Origin of the sequence: Streptomyces sp. NPDC021749, from assembly GCF_040640655.1 — a bacterium.
GTDB lineage: Bacteria > Actinomycetota > Actinomycetes > Streptomycetales > Streptomycetaceae > Streptomyces.
Genome location: NZ_JBFACE010000001.1, coordinates 106,352 through 124,970 on the forward strand (window position 1 = coordinate 106,352; position 18,619 = coordinate 124,970).

At 71.1% G+C, this 18,619-nt stretch carries 18 protein-coding genes; 4 read left to right on the plus strand and 14 right to left on the minus strand.

Annotation, left to right across the window (positions count from 1 at the left end; translation table 11 throughout):
• The first annotated feature begins 2 nt into the window (after positions 1 to 2).
• From zwf to pgl, 3 genes are read left to right on the plus strand one after another with little or no spacing between them, the layout of a single operon-like run.
• Entirely contained in the window at positions 3 to 1,535 is a 1,533-nt protein-coding gene (gene zwf / locus AB0G35_RS00535) for a glucose-6-phosphate dehydrogenase (RefSeq protein WP_360941343.1), read from the plus strand.
• Positions 1,532 to 2,641, plus strand: a complete 1,110-nt coding sequence (opcA, locus tag AB0G35_RS00540; RefSeq protein ID WP_360941346.1) for a glucose-6-phosphate dehydrogenase assembly protein OpcA — start codon at positions 1,532 to 1,534, stop codon at positions 2,639 to 2,641. The genes zwf and opcA overlap by 4 nt, the downstream gene beginning before the upstream one ends.
• On the plus strand, positions 2,638 to 3,420 hold the full coding sequence (gene pgl, locus AB0G35_RS00545; RefSeq protein WP_360941349.1) for a 6-phosphogluconolactonase: 783 nt from the start codon (positions 2,638 to 2,640) through the stop codon (positions 3,418 to 3,420). Before opcA ends, pgl begins: the two co-directional genes overlap by 4 nt.
• Positions 3,421 to 3,565: 145 nt before the next feature.
• On the opposite strand, the gene pgi is transcribed toward pgl, so the two are convergent.
• The 13 genes from pgi to AB0G35_RS00610 all read right to left on the minus strand — a co-directional run bounded on the left by pgi (position 3,566) and on the right by AB0G35_RS00610 (position 16,756).
• Positions 3,566 to 5,218, minus strand: a complete 1,653-nt coding sequence (gene pgi, locus AB0G35_RS00550; RefSeq protein ID WP_360942049.1) for a glucose-6-phosphate isomerase — start codon at positions 5,216 to 5,218, stop codon at positions 3,566 to 3,568.
• A gap of 57 nt (positions 5,219 to 5,275) precedes the next feature.
• Positions 5,276 to 5,599, minus strand: a complete 324-nt coding sequence (locus tag AB0G35_RS00555) for a hypothetical protein (protein WP_360941352.1) — start codon at positions 5,597 to 5,599, stop codon at positions 5,276 to 5,278.
• Positions 5,600 to 5,887: 288 nt separating this feature from the next.
• The gene (locus AB0G35_RS00560) at positions 5,888 to 6,223 is read right to left on the minus strand and encodes an RNA polymerase-binding protein RbpA (protein ID WP_016578660.1); all 336 of its coding nucleotides are present in this window, start codon (positions 6,221 to 6,223) and stop codon (positions 5,888 to 5,890) included.
• Positions 6,224 to 6,376: 153 nt separating this feature from the next.
• Positions 6,377 to 6,613 (minus strand): preprotein translocase subunit SecG, encoded by a 237-nt coding sequence (gene secG / locus AB0G35_RS00565; RefSeq protein WP_345082886.1) that lies wholly within the window; start codon positions 6,611 to 6,613, stop codon positions 6,377 to 6,379.
• 157 nt (positions 6,614 to 6,770) lie between these two features.
• Positions 6,771 to 7,547, minus strand: coding sequence for a triose-phosphate isomerase (tpiA, locus tag AB0G35_RS00570; RefSeq protein WP_360941356.1), 777 nt, complete (start codon positions 7,545 to 7,547; stop codon positions 6,771 to 6,773).
• Between the two features lie 6 nt (positions 7,548 to 7,553).
• On the minus strand, positions 7,554 to 8,756 hold the full coding sequence (locus tag AB0G35_RS00575; RefSeq protein ID WP_360941359.1) for a phosphoglycerate kinase: 1,203 nt from the start codon (positions 8,754 to 8,756) through the stop codon (positions 7,554 to 7,556).
• 113 nt (positions 8,757 to 8,869) lie between these two features.
• The gene (gene gap, locus AB0G35_RS00580) at positions 8,870 to 9,874 is read right to left on the minus strand and encodes a type I glyceraldehyde-3-phosphate dehydrogenase (RefSeq protein WP_360941362.1); all 1,005 of its coding nucleotides are present in this window, start codon (positions 9,872 to 9,874) and stop codon (positions 8,870 to 8,872) included.
• Positions 9,875 to 10,099: 225 nt separating this feature from the next.
• A complete protein-coding gene (gene whiA, locus AB0G35_RS00585; RefSeq protein WP_018091880.1) occupies positions 10,100 to 11,089 on the minus strand; it encodes a DNA-binding protein WhiA in 990 nt (329 codons plus the stop codon).
• Positions 11,080 to 12,141 (minus strand): uridine diphosphate-N-acetylglucosamine-binding protein YvcK, encoded by a 1,062-nt coding sequence (gene yvcK, locus AB0G35_RS00590; protein ID WP_360941365.1) that lies wholly within the window; start codon positions 12,139 to 12,141, stop codon positions 11,080 to 11,082. Before yvcK ends, whiA begins: the two co-directional genes overlap by 10 nt.
• Positions 12,138 to 13,091: an RNase adapter RapZ gene (gene rapZ / locus AB0G35_RS00595; RefSeq protein ID WP_360941368.1), complete on the minus strand. Its 954-nt coding sequence runs from the start codon at positions 13,089 to 13,091 to the stop codon at positions 12,138 to 12,140. Before rapZ ends, yvcK begins: the two co-directional genes overlap by 4 nt.
• Positions 13,088 to 15,136 (minus strand): excinuclease ABC subunit UvrC, encoded by a 2,049-nt coding sequence (gene uvrC, locus AB0G35_RS00600; protein ID WP_360941371.1) that lies wholly within the window; start codon positions 15,134 to 15,136, stop codon positions 13,088 to 13,090. Before uvrC ends, rapZ begins: the two co-directional genes overlap by 4 nt.
• 102 nt (positions 15,137 to 15,238) lie before the next feature.
• Positions 15,239 to 16,117 (minus strand): hypothetical protein, encoded by an 879-nt coding sequence (locus AB0G35_RS00605; RefSeq protein ID WP_360941374.1) that lies wholly within the window; start codon positions 16,115 to 16,117, stop codon positions 15,239 to 15,241.
• Positions 16,118 to 16,120: 3 nt separating this feature from the next.
• Positions 16,121 to 16,756 carry a papain-like cysteine protease family protein gene (locus tag AB0G35_RS00610; protein WP_360941377.1) on the minus strand — a complete coding sequence of 212 codons (636 nt, stop codon included), beginning with the start codon at positions 16,754 to 16,756 and terminating at the stop codon, positions 16,121 to 16,123.
• 237 nt (positions 16,757 to 16,993) lie between these two features.
• Between AB0G35_RS00610 and AB0G35_RS00615 the strand changes: the two genes are divergently transcribed.
• The gene (locus tag AB0G35_RS00615; RefSeq protein ID WP_360941380.1) at positions 16,994 to 17,932 is read left to right on the plus strand and encodes a hypothetical protein; all 939 of its coding nucleotides are present in this window, start codon (positions 16,994 to 16,996) and stop codon (positions 17,930 to 17,932) included.
• Positions 17,933 to 18,011: 79 nt separating this feature from the next.
• Here the strand turns inward: AB0G35_RS00615 and AB0G35_RS00620 are convergent, their stop codons facing one another.
• A complete protein-coding gene (locus tag AB0G35_RS00620) occupies positions 18,012 to 18,434 on the minus strand; it encodes a Rieske (2Fe-2S) protein (protein ID WP_360941383.1) in 423 nt (140 codons plus the stop codon).
• Positions 18,435 to 18,619: the final 185 nt, after the last annotated feature.

An 18,619-nucleotide genomic window follows, 5' to 3' on the forward strand; every position in this document is an offset into this window, starting at 1 on the left:
CCTTGACCGCTGTTCATGGAGCGAACCCGCTTCGTGACGCCGCGGACCGACGGCTCCCGCGCATCGCGGGGCCGTCGGGCCTGGTCATTTTCGGCGTCACGGGCGATTTGTCCCGTAAAAAGCTGATGCCTGCCGTGTACGACCTGGCGAACCGCGGCCTGCTTCCGCCGGGTTTCTCCCTCGTCGGATTCGCCCGCAGGGAATGGGAGGACGAGGACTTCGCGCAGGAGGTGTACACGGCCGTCAAGGAGCACGCCCGTACGCCCTTCCGCGAGGAGGTCTGGCAGCAACTGGTGCAGGGCTGCCGCTTCGTCCAGGGCAACTTCGACGACGACGAGGCGTTCGAGACCCTCAAGAACACCATCAACGAGCTCGACAAGGCACAGGGCACCGGCGGCAACTTCGCCTTCTACCTGTCCGTGCCGCCGAAGTTCTTCCCCAAGGTCGTCCAGCAGCTCAAGAAGCACGGACTGGCCGACCAGAAGGAGGACTCCTGGCGCCGCGCGGTCATCGAGAAGCCGTTCGGGCACAACCTCGAAAGCGCCCAGGAGCTCAACCGGATCGTCCACGAGGTCTTTCCTCCGAACGAGGTCTTCCGGATCGACCACTACCTGGGCAAGGAGACCGTCCAGAACATCCTGGCGCTGCGCTTCGCCAACACGATGTTCGAGCCGCTGTGGAACCGCAGCTACGTCGACCACGTCCAGATCACGATGGCCGAGGACATCGGCATCGGCGGCCGGGCCGGCTACTACGACGGCATCGGCGCGGCCCGTGACGTCATCCAGAACCACCTCCTCCAGCTGCTCGCGCTGACCGCCATGGAGGAGCCCGCCTCCTTCGACGCGGACGCCCTGGTCGCGGAGAAGACCAAGGTGCTCGGCGCGGTCCGGCTGCCCAAGGACCTGGGCAAGGAGACCGTCCGCGGGCAGTACGCGGCCGGCTGGCAGGGCGGTGAGAAGGCCGTCGGCTACCTCCAGGAAGAGGGCATCGACCCCAAGTCGAAGACCGACACCTACGCCGCGATCAAGCTGTCGATCGACAACCGCCGCTGGGCGGGCGTCCCCTTCTACCTGCGCACCGGCAAGCGGCTGGGCCGCCGGGTCACCGAGATCGCGGTCGTCTTCCAGCGCGCCCCGCACTCCCCCTTCGACCACACCGCCACCGAGGAACTCGGCCAGAACGCCCTGGTCATCCGCGTCCAGCCGGACGAGGGCGTGACCGTGCGGTTCGGCTCCAAGGTGCCCGGCACGTCAATGGAGGTCCGGGACGTCTCGATGGACTTCGCCTACGGCGAGTCCTTCACCGAGTCCAGCCCCGAGGCGTACGAGCGCCTGATCCTCGACGTCCTCCTGGGCGACGCCAACCTCTTCCCGCGGCTGGAGGAGGTCGAGCAGTCCTGGCGCATCCTCGACCCGATCGAGGAGTACTGGGACAAGCACGGCACGCCCGCGCAGTACCCGGCGGGCACCTGGGGCCCGGCCGAGGCGGACGAAATGCTCGCACGAGACGGACGGAGCTGGCGTCGGCCATGAAGATCGATCTGACGGAAACCACGGCCAGCAAGATCAACAAGGCACTGGTGGAGGGCCGTCGCGCCGTCGGCACCCCCGCCATCGGCATGGTGCTCACGCTCGTCATCGTCACCGACGAGGAGAACGCCTACGACGCCCTCAAGGCGGCCAACGAGGCGTCCCGGGAGCACCCCTCGCGCACCCTCGTCGTCATCAAGCGGGTCAGCCGGTCGCCGCGCGACCGCGCCAAGGCACGCCTGGACGCCGAGGTGCGGGTCGGCACCGAGGCCGGCACCGGCGAGACGGTCGTGCTGCGGCTCTACGGCGAGGCGATCGACCACGCCCAGTCCGTCGTGCTGCCGCTGCTGCTGCCGGACGCCCCGGTGGTGGTCTGGTGGGCGGTCAACGCCCCGCTGGACCCGGCCAAGGACCCGCTGGGCGCCCTCGCCCAGCGCCGGGTGACCGACGCCTACGCCTCCGAGCGCCCGGTGCAGGAGCTCTCCGCGCGTGCAGAAACGTATACGCCGGGTGACACCGACCTGTCCTGGACCCGGATCACGCCCTGGCGCTCCATGCTGGCGGCGGCACTCGACCAGGCCCCGTGCACGGTCACCTCGGCCGAGGTCGAGGGCGAGGAGTTCAACCCCAGCTGCGAACTGCTCGCCATGTGGCTCGCCAGCCGGCTGGACGTGCCGGTCTCCCGCAAGGTCTCGGGCGGCCCCGGCCTCACGGCCGTACGCATGGAGTCCAGCGGCGGCCCCATAGTGCTGGACCGCCCGGAAGCCTCGCTGGCCACGCTCTCCATGCCCGGCCAGCCGGACCGCTCGGTGGCACTCAAGCGCCGGGAGACCTCGGAACTCCTCGCCGAGGAGCTCCGCCGGCTCGACCCGGACGACATCTACGCCGCCGCCCTGAAGTTCGGCGTCGACCGCCTCGGCGTCGGCCCCGACGGCCAACCGGCCGGCGGCGGCAAGAGCCAGTCCACCGACGGCGGCACGGACCAGCCGGCCGAGGGTGGCGCGAGCCGGCCGTCTGAAGGAGCGACGGCGGCGTCCTCCGACGACACCCCGGCCAAGCCCGCGTCCTCGGGGAAGAAGGCGCCCGCCAAGAAGGCGGCCACCAAGTGAGTGCTCCCGAAGTCGTCGTCCACCGCGACAAGGAGCTGATGGCGAAGGCCGCGGCGGCCCGGCTGATCACGAAGATCGTGGACGCCCAGGCCGCCCGCGGCTCCGCCGCCATCGTGCTGACCGGCGGGCGCAACGGCAACGGGCTGCTCGCAGCCCTCGCCGAGGCGCCCGCCCGGGACGCCGTGGACTGGTCCCGGCTCGACCTGTGGTGGGGCGACGAGCGCTTCCTGCCCGAGGGCGACCCGGAGCGCAACGACACCCAGGCCCGCGCGGCGCTGCTCGACAGCGTCCCGCTCGACCCGGCCCGGGTGCACCCGATGCCCGCCGCGGACGGCCCGTACGGCAACGACCCCGACGCCGCCGCCGAGGCGTACGCGGCCGAACTCGCCGCCGCAGCAGGCCCGGAGGACCACGGCCCGGTCCCGTCCTTCGACGTCCTGCTGCTCGGCGTCGGCCCGGACACCCATGTCGCGTCGCTCTTCCCCGAGCTCCCCGGCGTACGGGAGACCGAGCGCACGGTGGTCGGGGTGCACGGCGCGCCCAAGCCGCCGCCCACCCGGATCTCCCTGACCCTGCCGGCAATCCGTGCGGCACGGCAGGTCTGGCTGCTGGCGGCCGGCGAGGACAAGGCCAACGCGGCGGCCATCGCGCTTTCCGGCGCGGGCGAGGTGCAGGCCCCGGCGGCCGGCGCCCGCGGCCGCAGCCGCACGCTCTGGCTCCTCGACGAGCCGGCCGCGGCCCAACTGCCGCGCAGCCTCTACCCACCGGCGTCGGCCTGAGCCGTCCTCGGCCCGGACCGCTCGGGAACCCGCTCCTGCGACGTGGCCCCGTCCTCCTTCGAGGGCGGGGCCACCGTCCGTTTCCGCTCAAGGGGCCGCGCGATGAACTGCTCGGCCCCGTGGCGGCATCCGGTTCACCCGGGGCTCAACGGCCCCGCAGCTCCCGGTACTTGGCGACCAGTCCGGTGGTCGACGGGTCCAGGCCCGGCACCTCGGCGCCCTCGGTCAGAGCCGGTTCGACGCGCTTGGCGAGGACCTTGCCGAGTTCGACGCCCCACTGGTCGAAGGAGTCGATGTTCCAGACCGCGCCCTGGACGAAGACCTTGTGCTCGTACAGGGCGATCAACTGGCCGAGTACGGACGGGCTGAGTTCCTTGGCGAGGATCGTGGTGGTGGGGCGGTTGCCCTGGAAGGTCTTGTGCGGGACCAGTTCCTCGGCGACGCCCTCCGCACGCACCTCGTCCGGCGTCTTGCCGAAGGCCAGTGCCTGGCCCTGGGCGAAGAGGTTGGCCATCAGCAGGTCGTGCTGGGCGACCAGTCCGGGCTGCAGGTCGTCGACCGGTTCGGCGAAGCCGATGAGGTCGGCCGGGATCATCTTCGTCCCCTGGTGGAGCAGCTGGTAGTAGGCGTGCTGGCCGTTGGTGCCGGGCGTGCCCCAGACGACCGGGCCGGTCTGCCAGTTCACCCGGTGGCCCTCGCGGTCCACGGACTTGCCGTTGGACTCCATGTCCAGCTGCTGGAGGTAGGCGGTGAACTTGGAGAGGTAGTGGCTGTAGGGCAGGACCGCGTGCGACTGGGCGTCCCAGAAGTTGCCGTACCAGATGCCGAGGAGGCCCAGCAGGAACGCGGCGTTCTCCAGCGGCGGGGCGCAGCGGAAGTGCTCGTCGACGAGGTGGAAGCCGGCCAGCATCTCGCGGAAGTGTTCCTTGCCGATGGCGATCATCAGCGAGAGGCCGATTGCGGAGTCGTAGGAGTAGCGGCCGCCGACCCAGTCCCAGAACTCGAACATGTTGTCCGGGTTGATACCGAACTCGGTCACCTTCTCGGTGTTGGTGGAGAGGGCGACGAAGTGCTTGGCGACGGCCTCTTCGCCGGCCCGGAGGCCGGTGAGCAGCCAGTTGCGGGCCGAGTTGGCGTTGGTGATCGTCTCGATGGTGGTGAAGGTCTTCGAGGCGACGATGAAGAGCGTCTCGGCCGGGTCCAGGTCGCGTACGGCTTCGTGCAGGTCGGCGCCGTCCACGTTGGAGACGAAGCGGAACTGCATGTCCCGGTGGGTGTAGGCGCGCAGCGCCTCGTACGCCATGGCGGGGCCGAGGTCCGAGCCGCCGATGCCGATGTTGACGACGGTCTTGATGCGCTTGCCGGTGTGGCCCTTCCAGTCGCCGGAGCGGACCCGGTCGGAGAAGGTGCCCATCTTCGTCAGGACGTGCTGGACGCCGGGGACGACGTCGGCGCCGTCGCTCTTGATGACCGCGGAGCCGGGTGCGCGCAGTGCGGTGTGCAGCACGGACCGTTGCTCGGTGACGTTGATCTTGTCGCCGCGGAACATCGCGTCGCGGAGTTCGGCGACGCCGGTCGCCGTGGCCAGGTCGCCGAGCAGCCGCAGGGTTTCGTCGGTGACCAGGTGCTTGGAGTAGTCCAGGTACAGGTCGCCGACCTGGAGGGTGTAGCGGTCGGCGCGCGCGGGGTCGCGCTCGAACAGCTCGCGGAGGTGTACCTCCCCCATCTGCTCGCGGTGCTTGCTCAGCGCGGTCCACTCAGGCATCTGGTCGAGCCTGCTGCGGCCTTGTGGGTTCATCTCGGACATCAGCCTTCTTCATCTCGTACCGGCCCCGCCATCTTCCAACCTAATTGATCAGGGCTCGGTATGAGGTATCTGTCCGCCGGCGGTCGGTGCGCTGTCGGGCTTCTGACGAGCCGGTGGACGGGCGGGGAGGAGTGCCAGGGTCGCGAGGGCCAGCAGGCCGGCGGTGAGGAGGGCGGGGCTGTTCGGGCCGTACGCGGTGGCGACCGCGCCGCCGAGCAGTCCGCCGAGGGGGGCCGTACCGATGGACATCGTCCGAAATGCGGCGCTGATGCGGCCGAGTGCGGCGGCCGGGGCGCGCTGCTGGATAACGGTGACCTCAAGGACGTTGGCCACCATGCCGGCGAAGCCGAACAGGCCGAGCCTCCTTCGCATGGCCACACTCCGCAGCCGCGTGACCACTTAGCGTCGGCGTGAGCAACGGTACGGCCGACCACTGACAACGAGCCTCGGGCAACTGCCCCATCCGGTGCCTCAGATGCGGCGGAGGGCCGGTGGGGCGACGGGCGGGGAACCCGAGGGACGGCGGGGGAAGCCCGAGGGGCGGCGGGGGAAGCCCGAGGGACGGCGGGGGAAGCCCGAGGGGCGCGGGCCCCGCAAACGCGGCCGGCCCGGCCGGAGGGGGTTCCCTCCGGCCGGGCCGGCCGGTGTGTGTCTGTTCCGTCAGATCTCGCCGCGGAGCTTGGCGAGCGCCTCCGCGAGGATCGCCTCGCCGTCGGCGTCACTGCGGCGCTCACGGACGTAGGCGAGGTGGGTCTTGTAGGGCTCGGTGCGCGGCGGGTCCGGCGGGCTGTCCCGGTCCTTGCCGGCCGGGAAACCACAGCGCGGGCAGTCCCAGGTGTCCGGAACCTGCGCATCGCCGGCGAAGCTGGGCTGCGTCTCGTGCCCGTTGGAGCACCAGAAGGAGATGCGGATGCGCGGCGCGGACTCGCCGCGCTCGGCCTCCCCCATCGGCCCCGCCCCGACCCGACTTCCTCGGATCGCGTTGCCACTTGCCACGGTCGTTACTCCCTGCGTAATGGTGCTGCAAAGCCTTCACATCAGCTGCGCTGCGGAACGCCACAGTCTACGTAAGGCCCAACGCGCGTCCAGTGACCGGAGTTACCGTCCCGGGACGCCGCCCTCATGATAGGCCGCGCCCCCGACGGTATGTCAGCTGCCGAGCTTCATCAGGACGCCGAGGACGACAATGCAGGCGAACCACAGCAGACCGACCACGATGGTGATGCGGTCGAGGTTGCGCTCGGCGACCGAGGAGCCGCCGACCGAGGACTGCATGCCGCCGCCGAACATGTCGGACAGACCGCCGCCCTTCCCCTTGTGCATGAGCACCAGCATCATCAGCAGCAGGCTGAAGACGATGAGGGCGATCGAGAATCCGATGACCACGGCTGGACCAACTCTCTAGGACTGACGGACGGACGTATGGATCACGATACGTGGAACATATGGTGCGGGGCCGGGTCGGCGCTGGTGCACCGGTCCCGGCCCCGACAGGGTACGACGAGGGCTCGTCCTCGTCATAGCTGCTGGTGTTGCGCGGCTGCTACTGGTCGCGGAAGCGGACGATCTTGACGAATTCGTCGGCGTCCAGTGCCGCGCCGCCGACCAGGGCACCGTCGACGTCCGGCTGCGCCATGATCGCCGCTACGTTGCCGGACTTGACCGAGCCGCCGTACTGGATGCGGACCTTGTCGGCCAGCTCCTGGCTGTAGAGCTCGGCCAGGCGGCCGCGGATCGCCGCGCAGACCTCCTGGGCGTCCTCGGGGGTGGCGACCTCGCCGGTGCCGATGGCCCAGACGGGTTCGTAGGCGATCACGATGGTCTCGGCCTGTTCGGCCGGGATGTCGGCGAGGCCGCCGTCGACCTGGGCGAGGGTGTGCGCGACGTGGTGGCCGGCCTTGCGGACGTCCAGACCCTCGCCGACGCAGAGGATCGGCGTGATGCCGTGCTTGAAGGCGGCCTTGACCTTGGCGTTGCAGATCTCTTCGTTCTCGCCGTGGTACTGGCGGCGCTCGCTGTGGCCGACGGCCACGTACGCGCACTTGAGCTTGGCGAGCATGGCGCCGGAGATCTCACCGGTGTAGGCGCCGGAGTCGTGCGCGGAGAGGTCCTGCGCGCCGTACTTGATCTTGAGCTTGTCGCCGTCGACCAGGGTCTGCACCGAGCGGAGGTCGGTGAAGGGCGTCAGGACGGCGACCTCTACGGCGTCGAAGTCCTTGTCGGCGAGGGAGAAGGCGAGCTTCTGGACGTGGGCGATGGCCTCAAGGTGGTTGAGGTTCATCTTCCAGTTGCCCGCCATCAGCGGGGTGCGGTCACTCACGGTTGTTCAGTCCTCCAGAGCGGCGAGGCCGGGGAGCGTCTTGCCTTCGAGGTATTCGAGGCTGGCGCCGCCACCGGTCGAGATGTGGCCGAATGCCTTCTCGTCGAAGCCCAGCAGGCGGACCGCGGCGGCGCTGTCGCCACCGCCGACCACGGTGAAGGCATCGCTGTCGACGAGCGCCTGGGCGATGGCGCGGGTGCCACCGGCGTAGTCCGGGTGCTCGAAGACACCGAGCGGACCGTTCCAGAAGACGGTCGCGGCGTCGGCCAGCTTGGAAGCGTACAGCTCGCGGGTCTTCGGGCCGATGTCCAGGCCCTCCTTGTCGGAGGGGATCTTGTCGGCGTCGAGGGTGTCGAAGTCCGCGGGGGCCTTGGTCTTGAGGTCCGGGAAGTCGGTGGAGGCGAGGACGTCGACCGGCAGGACCAGTTCGACGCCGTTCTTCTCGGCGCGCTCCATGTATTCCGTGACGGCCGGGATCTGGTCCTCCTGGAGGAGGGAGATGCCGACCTCGTAGCCCTTGGCCTTGAGGAAGGTGTAGGCCATGCCGCCGCCGATGAGGAGGCGGTCGGCCTTGCCGAGGAGTTCGTCGATGACGGCGAGCTTGTCGGAGACCTTGGCGCCGCCGAGCACGACGACGTAGGGGCGCTTGACGTCCTCGGTGAGCTTCTTCAGGACGCCGACCTCGGTGGCGATCAGGTCGCCGGCGGCGTGCGGAAGGCGCTGGGGGAGGTCGTAGACGGAGGCGTGCTTGCGGTGCACGGCGCCGAAGCCGTCGCCGACGTAGAGGTCGGCGAGAGCGGCGAGCTGGTCGGCGAAGGCGCCGCGTTCGGCGTCGTCCTTGCTGGTCTCGCCGGGGTTGAAGCGGAGGTTCTCCAGTACGGCCACCTGGCCGTCGGCGAGGCCGGCGGTGACGGCGGCGGCGGACTCGCCGACGGTGTCGGTGGCGAACGCCACGTCCTGGCCGAGGAGTTCACCGAGCCGCTGGGCGGCGGGGGCCAGGGAGAAGGCCGGGTCCGGGGCGCCCTTGGGGCGGCCCAGGTGGGAGGCGACGATCACCTTGGCGCCGCGCTCGGTGAGCTTGGCGATCGTCGGGGCGACGGCGCGGATCCGGCCGTCGTCGGTGATGGTGGTGCCGTCCAGCGGCACGTTCAGGTCGGCGCGGACAAAGACCCGCTGTCCTGCTACCTGGAGGTCGTCGATCGTCTTCATGGGAAGTGCTCCGTCGCTTGGTTCGGTCGCAGGACGGGGCTCGTACGACGCTTCGTCGCGCCGTACGAGCCCCGTCCTTCACACCTCGGTGCCTGGGGTATCAGGCAGAGATATCAGAGCTGGCCGCCGACGAAGGTGGTCAGGTCCACCAGGCGGTTGGAGTAGCCCCACTCGTTGTCGTACCAGCCGACGACCTTGACCTGCTTGCCCTGCGCCATGGTCAGCGAGGAGTCGAAGGTGCAGGAGGCCGGGAAGTTGACGATGTCCGAGGAGACGATCGGGTCCTCGGTGTACTCCAGGATGCCCTTGAGCTGGCCCTCGGCGGCCTTCTGGAACGCGGAGTTGATCTCGTCCTTGCTGACCTCGCGGTCGAGTTCCAGGACGAGGTCGGTGACCGAGCCGGTGGGGACCGGGACGCGCATGGCGATGCCGTCGAGCTTGCCCTTGAGCTGCGGGAGGACCAGCGCGGTGGCCTTGGCGGCGCCCGTGGAGGTCGGGATGATGTTCTCCGCGGCGGCACGGGCGCGGCGCAGGTCCTTGTGCGGGAAGTCCAGGATGCGCTGGTCGTTGGTGTACGCGTGGACCGTGGTCATCAGGCCCTTGACGATGCCGAAGTTCTCGTCGAGGACCTTCGCCATCGGCGCCACACAGTTGGTGGTGCAGGAGGCGTTGGAGATGACGTGGTGGTTGGCGGCGTCGTACTTGTCGTTGTTGACGCCCATCACGATCGTGATGTCCTCGTCCTTGGCGGGCGCGGAGATCAGGACCTTCTTGGCGCCGGCGGCGAGGTGCTTCGCGGCGTCCTCGCGCTTGGTGAAGATGCCGGTCGACTCGACGACGATGTCGGCACCGAGCTCGCCCCAGGGGAGGTTCGCCGGGTCGCGCTCCGCCATCGTCTTGAAGGTCTGGTTGCCGACCGTGATGGTGTCGTCGGTGTGGCTGACGTTCTGCTTGAGACGACCCAGGATGGTGTCGTACTTGAGCAGGTGGACCAGGGTGGCGTTGTCGGTCAGGTCGTTGACACCGACGATCTCGATGTCCGCGCCCTGCTCCAGGAGCGCGCGGAAGTAGTTGCGACCAATGCGGCCGAATCCGTTGATGCCTACGCGGATCGTCACGAACCGATCTCCTCGTTGGTACGCCGGCAAAGACACCGGCGAGCTGTATGGGCTGTCCCCGACCGCCTCCGACCCTACCCCCTATACGAGACGTACGTGACATTGACAAAACGCGCTCGATGCTTCTCAGATGAGCACTTTCGGGCCTGAACAGCGGGCGCACGAGTGCGCCCCCGGTGCGGTTTGCTGCACCGGGGGCGGAATGGGCGGATGAGGAGGGTGGGGTCAGCCGACCATGCCCTCGGCGAGTTCCTCGGTGAGGTTGGATTCGGTGCCGGGGATGCCGAGGTCCTGGGCGCGCTTGTCGGCCATCGCCAGCAGGCGGCGGATCCGGCCGGCGACCGCGTCCTTGGTCAGCGGCGGGTCGGCGAGGGCGCCGAGCTCTTCCAGGGACGCCTGCTTGTGTTCCATCCGCAGCCGGCCGGCGGCCGCGAGGTGCTCGGGGACCTCCTCGCCGAGGATCTCCAGCGCGCGCTGTACGCGGGCGCCGGCGGCGACCGCGGCGCGCGCGGAGCGGCGGAGGTTGGCGTCGTCGAAGTTGGCGAGGCGGTTGGCGGTGGCCCGGACCTCGCGGCGCATCCGCCGCTCCTCCCAGGCGAGCACCGATTCGTGGGCGCCGAGCCGCGTCAGCAGCGCGCCGATGGCGTCACCGTCACGGACGACGACCCGGTCCACGCCGCGGACCTCGCGGGCCTTGGCGCCGATGCCGAGGCGGCGGGCCGCGCCGACCAGGGCGAGGGCCGCCTCGGGGCCGGGGCAGGTGACCTCCAGGGAGGAGGAGCGGCCGGGTTCGGTGAGCGAGCCGTGGGCGAGGAAGGCGCCGCGCCAGGCGGCCTCGGCGTCGCAGGTCGCGCCGGAGACGACCTGTGGGGGCAGTCCGCGGATGGGGCGGCCGCGGCCGTCGACCAGGCCGGTCTGGCGGGCCAGCTGGTCGCCGCCGGCCACGACGCGGACGACGTAGCGGCTGCCGCGGCGCAGCCCGCCGGGGGCCATCACCACCAGGTCGGAGCTGTGCCCGAAGATCTCCAGGATGTCCTTGCGGAGCCGGCGGGCGGCGATGCCCGTGTCCAGCTCGGCCTCGATCACAATCCGCCCGCTGACCAGGTGCAGACCTCCCGCGAACCGCAGGATCGACGAGACCTCCGACTTCCGGCAGCAGGTCCGGGTGACGGGGAGCCGGGAAATCTCATCCTTCACCGCAGCCGTCATCGCCATGGGCCGATCCTTCCATGCATCCGAAAAATACGGTCGTACGCGGCGGCCAGCAGCTCCGGGTCGTGCCGGTCGGGGGCTCCCCCGGTGGTCGAGCGGGCGTCGTCTCCTTGGGCGGCGACCGCCGCCAGCTCGACCTCGCTGCCGACGAGCTGCTTGGCGGCAACCGTCAGACCATCGATGTCGGGCACGGCGGCCCTGTCGGCCAGCACCACGTCGAAGGCGAGTTTAGGGGCGTGTCGGGCCAAAACCTCCAAATGACGCTGCGGGGAGAAGCCATCGGTTTCGCCCGGCTGCGGTGCGAGGTTGAGGGAGAGCACCTTGCGTGCCTTGGTCTCCTCCAGGGCCAGGCGGAGCTCCGGCACCAGCAGATGGGGGATCACGGAGGAGAACCAGGATCCGGGGCCGAGAACCACCCAGTCGGCGTCACGCACCGCGGCGACCGCCTCGGGGACGGCCGGCGGGTCCTCGGGGACGACGTGCACGGACTGCACCTCGCCGCGGGTGAGGGCGACGGTGGCCTGGCCGCGGACCGTGGAGACGTCGTCGGGGCGGTCCGGGTCGTGGCCCCTGACCTGGGCCTGGAGCTCCAGGGGGACGGCGGACATGGGCAGGACCCGGCCGTGCGCGCCGAGCAGCTTGCCGACCAGGTCGAGCGCCTGGACGTGGTCGCCGAGCTGCTCCCACAGGGCGACGATGAGCAGGTTGCCGACGGCGTGGTCGTGCAGCTCGCCCTCGCTCTGGAAGCGGTGCTGGATGACCCGGGCCCAGGTCTGGCCCCAGTCGTCGTCGCCGCACAGCGCGGCCAGCGCCTTGCGCAGGTCGCCGGGCGGCAGCACGCCGAGCTCGTCGCGGAGCCGGCCGCTGGAGCCGCCGTCGTCGGCGACCGTGACGACGGCCGTGAGGTCGCCGGTGATCCGGCGGAGCGCGGCGAGGGAGGCGGACAGGCCCATGCCGCCGCCGAGCGCCACCACCTTGGGGGTGGCGCCCTTCGTCGTACGGCCGCTGGGGACGAATCGGCGGACCCGGCGCAGCCGTGGTGTGCGGCCGGTCACTCGCGCCCCATGTCGCGGTGGACGACGACGGTTTCCACCCCTTCGGAGACCAACCGCCGGGCGAGCTTCTCGGACATCGCGACGCTGCGGTGCTTGCCGCCGGTGCAGCCCACGGCGATGGTCACGTAGCGCTTGCCCTCGCGGCGGTAGCCCTCGGCGACGATCCGCAGCAGCTCGGCGTAGCCGTCGAGGAACTCCTTGGAGCCGGGCTGGCTGAAGACGTAGTGGGAGACCTCGTCGTTGAGGCCGGTGAAGGGGCGGAGTTCGGGGACCCAGTGCGGGTTGGGGATGAAGCGGCAGTCGATGACCATGTCGGCGTCGACGGGCAGGCCGTACTTGAAGCCGAAGGACATGACGGTGGCGCGGAGCTCGGGGACCTCTTCGCCGGCGAACTGGGCGTCCATCTTGGCCCGGAGCTCGTGGACGTTGAGGCTGGAGGTGTCGATGACCAGGTCGGCGTCGCCGCGCAGCTCGCGCAGCAGGTCGCGTTCGGCGGCGATGCCGTCGACGATGCGGCCGTCGCCCTGGAGGGGGTGCGGGCGGCGGACGGACTCGAAGCGGCGCACCAGGGCCTCGTCGGAGGATTCCAGGAAGACGATGCGGCGCTTGACGTTCTGCGCGTCGAGGGTGGCCAGGGATTCCTTGAGGTTGGCGAAGAACCGGCGGCCGCGGACGTCGACGACGACGGCGATGCGGGCGACGTTGCCCTGGGAGCGGGCGCCGAGCTCGACCATCGGGGGGATCAGCTCGGGCGGGATGTTGTCGACGACGAACCAGCCGAGGTCCTCCAGGCACTTGGCGGCCGTGCTGCGGCCGGCGCCGGACATCCCGGAGATGATCACCAGCTCGGGGATCGCGGCGCTCTCGCCCTGGTCGGACTCGCGCATCGTGCCCGTACTCACCTGTGCACCGTTTCTCTCGGTTTCCTGCGTCTCGTGCTCTGTGCTCATGGTTCCTGCCCCCGTTCTGCCGACAACGCGGCCGGTGCGGCCCCGTCATCCTCAATGATCTCTCCTGTGGCGGTGTTCACCGCGGGAGCGGTCGGTGCCGCTCCGGCCAGTGCCGCGGCGACCGTCTCGGCGGTCTTGCGGCCGACCCCCGGGACCGCGCAGATCTCGTCGATCGTCGCGGCCCGCAGCTTCTTCAGCGAGCCGAAGTGCTTGAGCAGTGCCTGGCGGCGGGTGTCGCCGAGGCCGGGCACGGCGTCGAGCGGTGAGGCCTTCAGTCGCTTGGTCCGCTTGCTGCGCTGGTAGGTGATCGCGAAGCGGTGTGCCTCGTCGCGGACGCGCTGGAGGAGGTAGAGGCCCTCGCTGCTGCGGGGCAGGACGACCGGGTCGTCCTCGCCGGGCAGCCAGACCTCCTCCAGGCGCTTGGCCAGGCCGCAGACGGCGACGTCGTCGATGCCGAGCTCGTCCATGGCCCGGCGGGCGGCGGCGACCTGGGGGGCGCCGCCGTCGACGACGACGAGCTGGGGAGGGTAGGCGAACCGCTTGGGGCGGCCGTCGTCGTCGAGCGGGCCGCCGGCGGCCTGGGGGGCGTCCTCGGGGGCCTCGTCGTCCGGCTGTCCGCCTTCCTCGGTCCACTCCCCCGACTTCTGCTTCTCCTGGAGGTAGCGCCGGAAGCGGCGGCCGATGACCTCGTGCATGGAACGGACGTCGTCCTGCCCCGCGAATCCCTTGATCTGGAAGCGGCGGTATTCGCTCTTCCGGGCGAGGCCGTCCTCGAAGACGACCATGGAGGCGACCACGTCCTCGCCCTGGAGGTGGGAGATGTCGAAGCACTCGATGCGCAGCGGGACCGAGTCCAGGCCGAGGGCCTCGGCGATCTCCTCCAGGGCGCGGGAGCGGGTGGTCAGGTCGGAGGCGCGCTTGGTCTTGTGCAGGGCGAGGGCCTGCTGGGCGTTGCGGCCGACGGTGGCCATCAGGTCCTTCTTGTCGCCGCGCTGGGGGATGCGCAGGGAGACCTGGGAGCCGCGGCGCTGGGTGAGCCACTGGGCGACCGGTTCGACGGGGTCGGGCAGCGCGGGGACCAGCACCTCCTTGGGCACGGCGTCGCCCTGTTCGTCGCCGTAGAGCTGCTGGAGGGCGTGTTCGACGAGGTCGCCGGTGGTGACCGCCTCGACCTTGTCGGTGACCCAGCCGCGCTGGCCGCGGACCCGGCCGCCGCGGACGTGGAAGATCTGGACGGCGGCTTCGAGTTCGTCCTCGGCGACGGCGATCAGGTCGGCGTCGGTGGCGTCGGCGAGGACGACGGCGCTCTTCTCCATGGCGCGCTTGAGGGCGCCTATGTCGTCGCGGAGCCGGGCGGCGCGTTCGTACTCCATGTCCTCGGCGGCTTCCTGCATGCTGCGCTCCAGGCGGCGGATGTAGGCGCCGGTGCGGCCGGCCATGAAGTCGCAGAATTCCTCGGCGAGTTCGCGGTGGTCCTCTTGGGAGATCCGGCCGACGCAGGGGGCGGAGCACTTGCCGATGTAGCCGAGGAGGCAGGGGCGGCCGATCTGGGCGGAGCGCTTGAAGACGCCGGCGGAGCAGGTGCGGACCGGGAAGACGCGCAGCATGAGGTCGACGGTCTCGCGGATGGCCCAGGCGTGGGCGTACGGGCCGAAGTAGCGGACGCCCTTCTTCTTGGCGCCGCGCATGACCTGGGCGCGGGGGAAGTCCTCGCCCAGGGTGACCGCGAGGTACGGATAGCTCTTGTCGTCGCGGTATTTGACGTTGAAGCGGGGGTCGAACTCCTTGATCCAGCTGTATTCGAGCTGGAGCGCCTCGACCTCGGTGGTGACGACGGTCCATTCCACGGAGGCGGCGGTGGTGACCATCGTGCGGGTGCGCGGGTGGAGGCCGGCCAGGTCCTGGAAGTAGTTGGCCAGGCGCTGGCGCAGGCTCTTGGCCTTGCCGACGTAGATGACCCGGCCGTGCTCGTCGCGGAATTTGTAGACCCCCGGCGAGTCGGGGATCTGTCCCGGCTTGGGTCGGTAGCTGCTGGGGTCTGCCATGAACCCCACCCTACTGACCGCCACCGACAATCACGGTGTCCGGACTGCGGCCGGGGTGCCTGCCCGCCGTGGGGGTGGCGGGCAGGCGGCCGGGGGCCCTGGTCAGCGGTGGCGGCGCCGGCGCAGGGCGGTCGCGGCGGACAGGCCCAGGGCGAGCAGGGCGGCGGCGCCGGCCGCGGTGGTGGCGGCGGTCACGGGGAGGTCGCCGTCGGGGAGTGCGGACGCCTGTGCGGGCTGCCGGGCGGCGGGTTCCGCGGCCGGGGCGGCGTGCTCCGCGGCCCTGGGGCCGTAGCCGCCGGCCTCGCCGCGCTTGTCGTACGCGGAGCCGGGGAGCTTGTCGCCGTAGGCCTTCGCCACCCGCTTGCGGTAGGCGGCGACGGTGGTGCCGTGGGTGCCGACGGCCTTGCGGGCGTCCGCGTCCAGGGGCTCGATGCGGTCGCCGCGCTGGAGGTACCAGGCGTCGATCTGCGGCTCGTGGAAGACGGTGCCGGCCCTGTCCCGGGCGGCGCCGGCCGCGGTGTAGCGGGTCTCGTCGTCGCCGCTGGCGATGTTGACGACCTTCCAGGTGCGGCCGTGGCGCACGGTCCACACCGAGGCGGTGCGGCCGTCGGCGGCGACGGCCTTGCTGGCGAGGAACTCCAGGCGGGCGACGGGGGCGTGGGCACTGCCGCGGACGAAGTCCGGGGAGAGGGCGTAGACCGGGACGGCGGCGCCCTCGATGTGCGGCCGTACGGCGCCGGGCGCCACGGCGCGGGCGCCCTGGCGCTTTCCGTCGGCGGCGAAGAAGCGGGCCAGGGTCTTCAGGGTCGCAGGGGCGGCGGCCGCGTCGTGGGCCGCGGTGAGGCTCACCCGGGCCGGTGCCTGCGGCGCGGGGAGGGGCGCCGCGACCGCGGCGTACGGCGCGAGGCCGATCAGGGCGGTGGCCAGCGCTCCGGTGGCGACGGCGCGGACGACGGTGGGGGCGGCGGTGCGCTGCGTCATGCCTCAGGCTCCTATCCGGTAGAGGGAGTGCGTCCAGGAGAAGGAGCTGCCGTTGACGTAGTAGTCGAAATCGCCCCAGTTGTAACGGTAGTTGGAAGGCCAGGGGTCGCCCCAGTAGATCCAGTCGTTGTCGGTGTCGTAGCCGTAGACGACGTGCATGTGGCCGCCGCCGGAGGACCACTGGATGCGGGTCTCGATGGGCCGGTTGGCGTTGATCTCGTTCTGGACGGTGCTGTAGCGGAGCCAACCGGTCACGTAGGAGCCGGAGTTGATGCCCATCCAGTCGAAGGCGTTCTGCACGTTGCCGAGGGTGGCCTGGTTGTTGGGGCAGGTGGTGCCCTGCCGGCGGTTGAACGCGGCGTTGCAGAACTGGTTCTGGCTGTAGTTCCTGCCGTACCAGGAGGCGATGGTGTTGCCGGAGCCGGCCCAGCACCAGTTGGTCTTCTCCTGGGCCTGCATGGAGATGTCGAGGCGGTTGGCGGTCAGGGGGCGCGCGGTGGCGGCCGTGGCGGCGGGGCGCGACGGGCTGACGGGCGGGGTGGCCGCCGCGGCGGTCGCGGTGGAGGAGGCGGTCAGTGCGGCGGCGGTGAGCGCCGCGGCCGACAGCCATCTCCGGCGGGACAGGGGTGCACGTGGCATGGCGTTCCTCCCGATGGGGGGTGAGGGGGAGAGGAGCGCATCCGGATGCTTGCGAGGAGCATCGGGTGTTGTCGCAGGCAGGTCAACACGCTTCAATGCGGGATGACATGGGGGTGTGGACGGACGGGCCCGGATGTGAACGACCGGTGCCCGGCGTACTGCAGTGAACAGGCACGGAGAGCACGCGGCGCGCAATCCGGTTGTGAACGTTCACCCGCGCGCCGGAGGAAGAGGAACATGGCACAGAACACTCCCCAGTCGGCCGAGCTGACCCAGCTCCTGCGGACCGGCCCGTTCCACCTCGCCCTGCGCTCCGCGCTCACCGCACGGGGGCTGGCCCTCACCCGCGTCCAGCACAAGCTCGCCCAGCGCGGCATCACCATCGGGGTGACCAGCCTGAGCTACTGGCAGCAGGGCGCCCGGCGGCCGCAGCGGCCCGAATCGCTGCGGGCGGTCCGTGCCCTGGAGGAGGTGCTGGAGCTGCCCGCGCACTCCCTGCACCGGCTGCTGGTCCCGGAGGGCGGCGCCCGTCCGGAGGCCGAGCGGCCGGCCGGTCGCTCGTACCGCTCGCTGGTGGCGCCCGCCGACGCGTTGCAGCGGCTGTTCGCCGAGCTGGAGGCGCCCGCGGACGGCGGGCTGCACACCGTCGGCCACCACGAACGGGTCCGTATCGGGCCGCAGCGCCAGCTGGTCGAGCGGGAGTCCCACCAGGTGGTCCGGGCGCACCGGGACGGCGTGGACCGCTATGTCGCCATCCACCGCGGCGAGGCGGGCTGCGAGCCCGCCCGGGTGCGGGTGCACGCCGGGGAGAACTGCCGGCTGGGCCGGGTGCGCGGGCACGCCGAGGCCGGTGTGGTGGTCGCCGAGCTGCTCTTCGACACCCGGCTGCGGGCCGGCGACACCCATGTCTTCGGGTACGTCTTCGAGGACGGCAGCGGCGGTCCCAGCACCGAGTACCTGCGCGGTTTCAGCTTCGCCGGCTGCCAGTACGTCCTGCAGGTGCGGTTCGACGAGGCGGCGCTGCCGGTGCGCTGCCGCCGCTTCGCCCAGGCCTCGGCGGGCGCCCCGCGCAGCGCCCAGCAGGAGCTGACGCTGAGCGGCCGGTACCACGCCGTCCACCTGGTCGAGCAGGGCGTACGGCCCGGAATACTGGGGATCGGGTGGGATTGGGGATAACGGCGGTATCGGGTGGGATGGGGAGTAGCAGCGGCATCGGGTGGGCCACCGGGGTGGCCGGGACGCCGGAGGCTCCCCCTCAGCTTGCCGTGCTCGGGCCCGCGATCAGCTTGCCGTGCTCGGCCCTGACCGGGACCTCGGGCAGCGGCTCGGAGGCCGGGCCCTGGACGACCTTCCCGGTGGTGACGTCGAAGCGGCTGCCGTGGCAGGGGCAGCTGCCCTCCTTCTTCTCGACGTCGGACAGGATGCAGCCGGCGTGGGTGCACTTGGCGCTGAAGCACTTGTACGTGCCCTCGGCGGGCTGGGAGACGACGAGCCGGTCCTCGCGGTAGAGCTTGGCGCCGCCGACCGGGACGTCGGCGGCGGGCCCCAGCTCCACGGGCTTGTCGGGGATGGCCGAGTCGTCCGAACCGGCGGGCGTGCAGGCCGTGAGTCCGAAGCCGGCGGCCCCGGCGAGCGCGGCACCCCGCAGCACGGTCCGGCGGGCGGGGGGCTGGCTCATGGTGGCTCCAGGGATCACACGGTTCGGAGGCGGGCGGATCCCGACGATACCGGCACGGTTTCCTCCGCTTCCGGCCGGGCCGGGGCCCCGCAGCGGCTCCTCCCCGCCTCCTCCAGGCCGCGGCCCCCTGGTTTTCGGCAGCGGCCGCTTGCCGAAGAGGAAGGCCGGCGGCGTCGCGTCGGCCC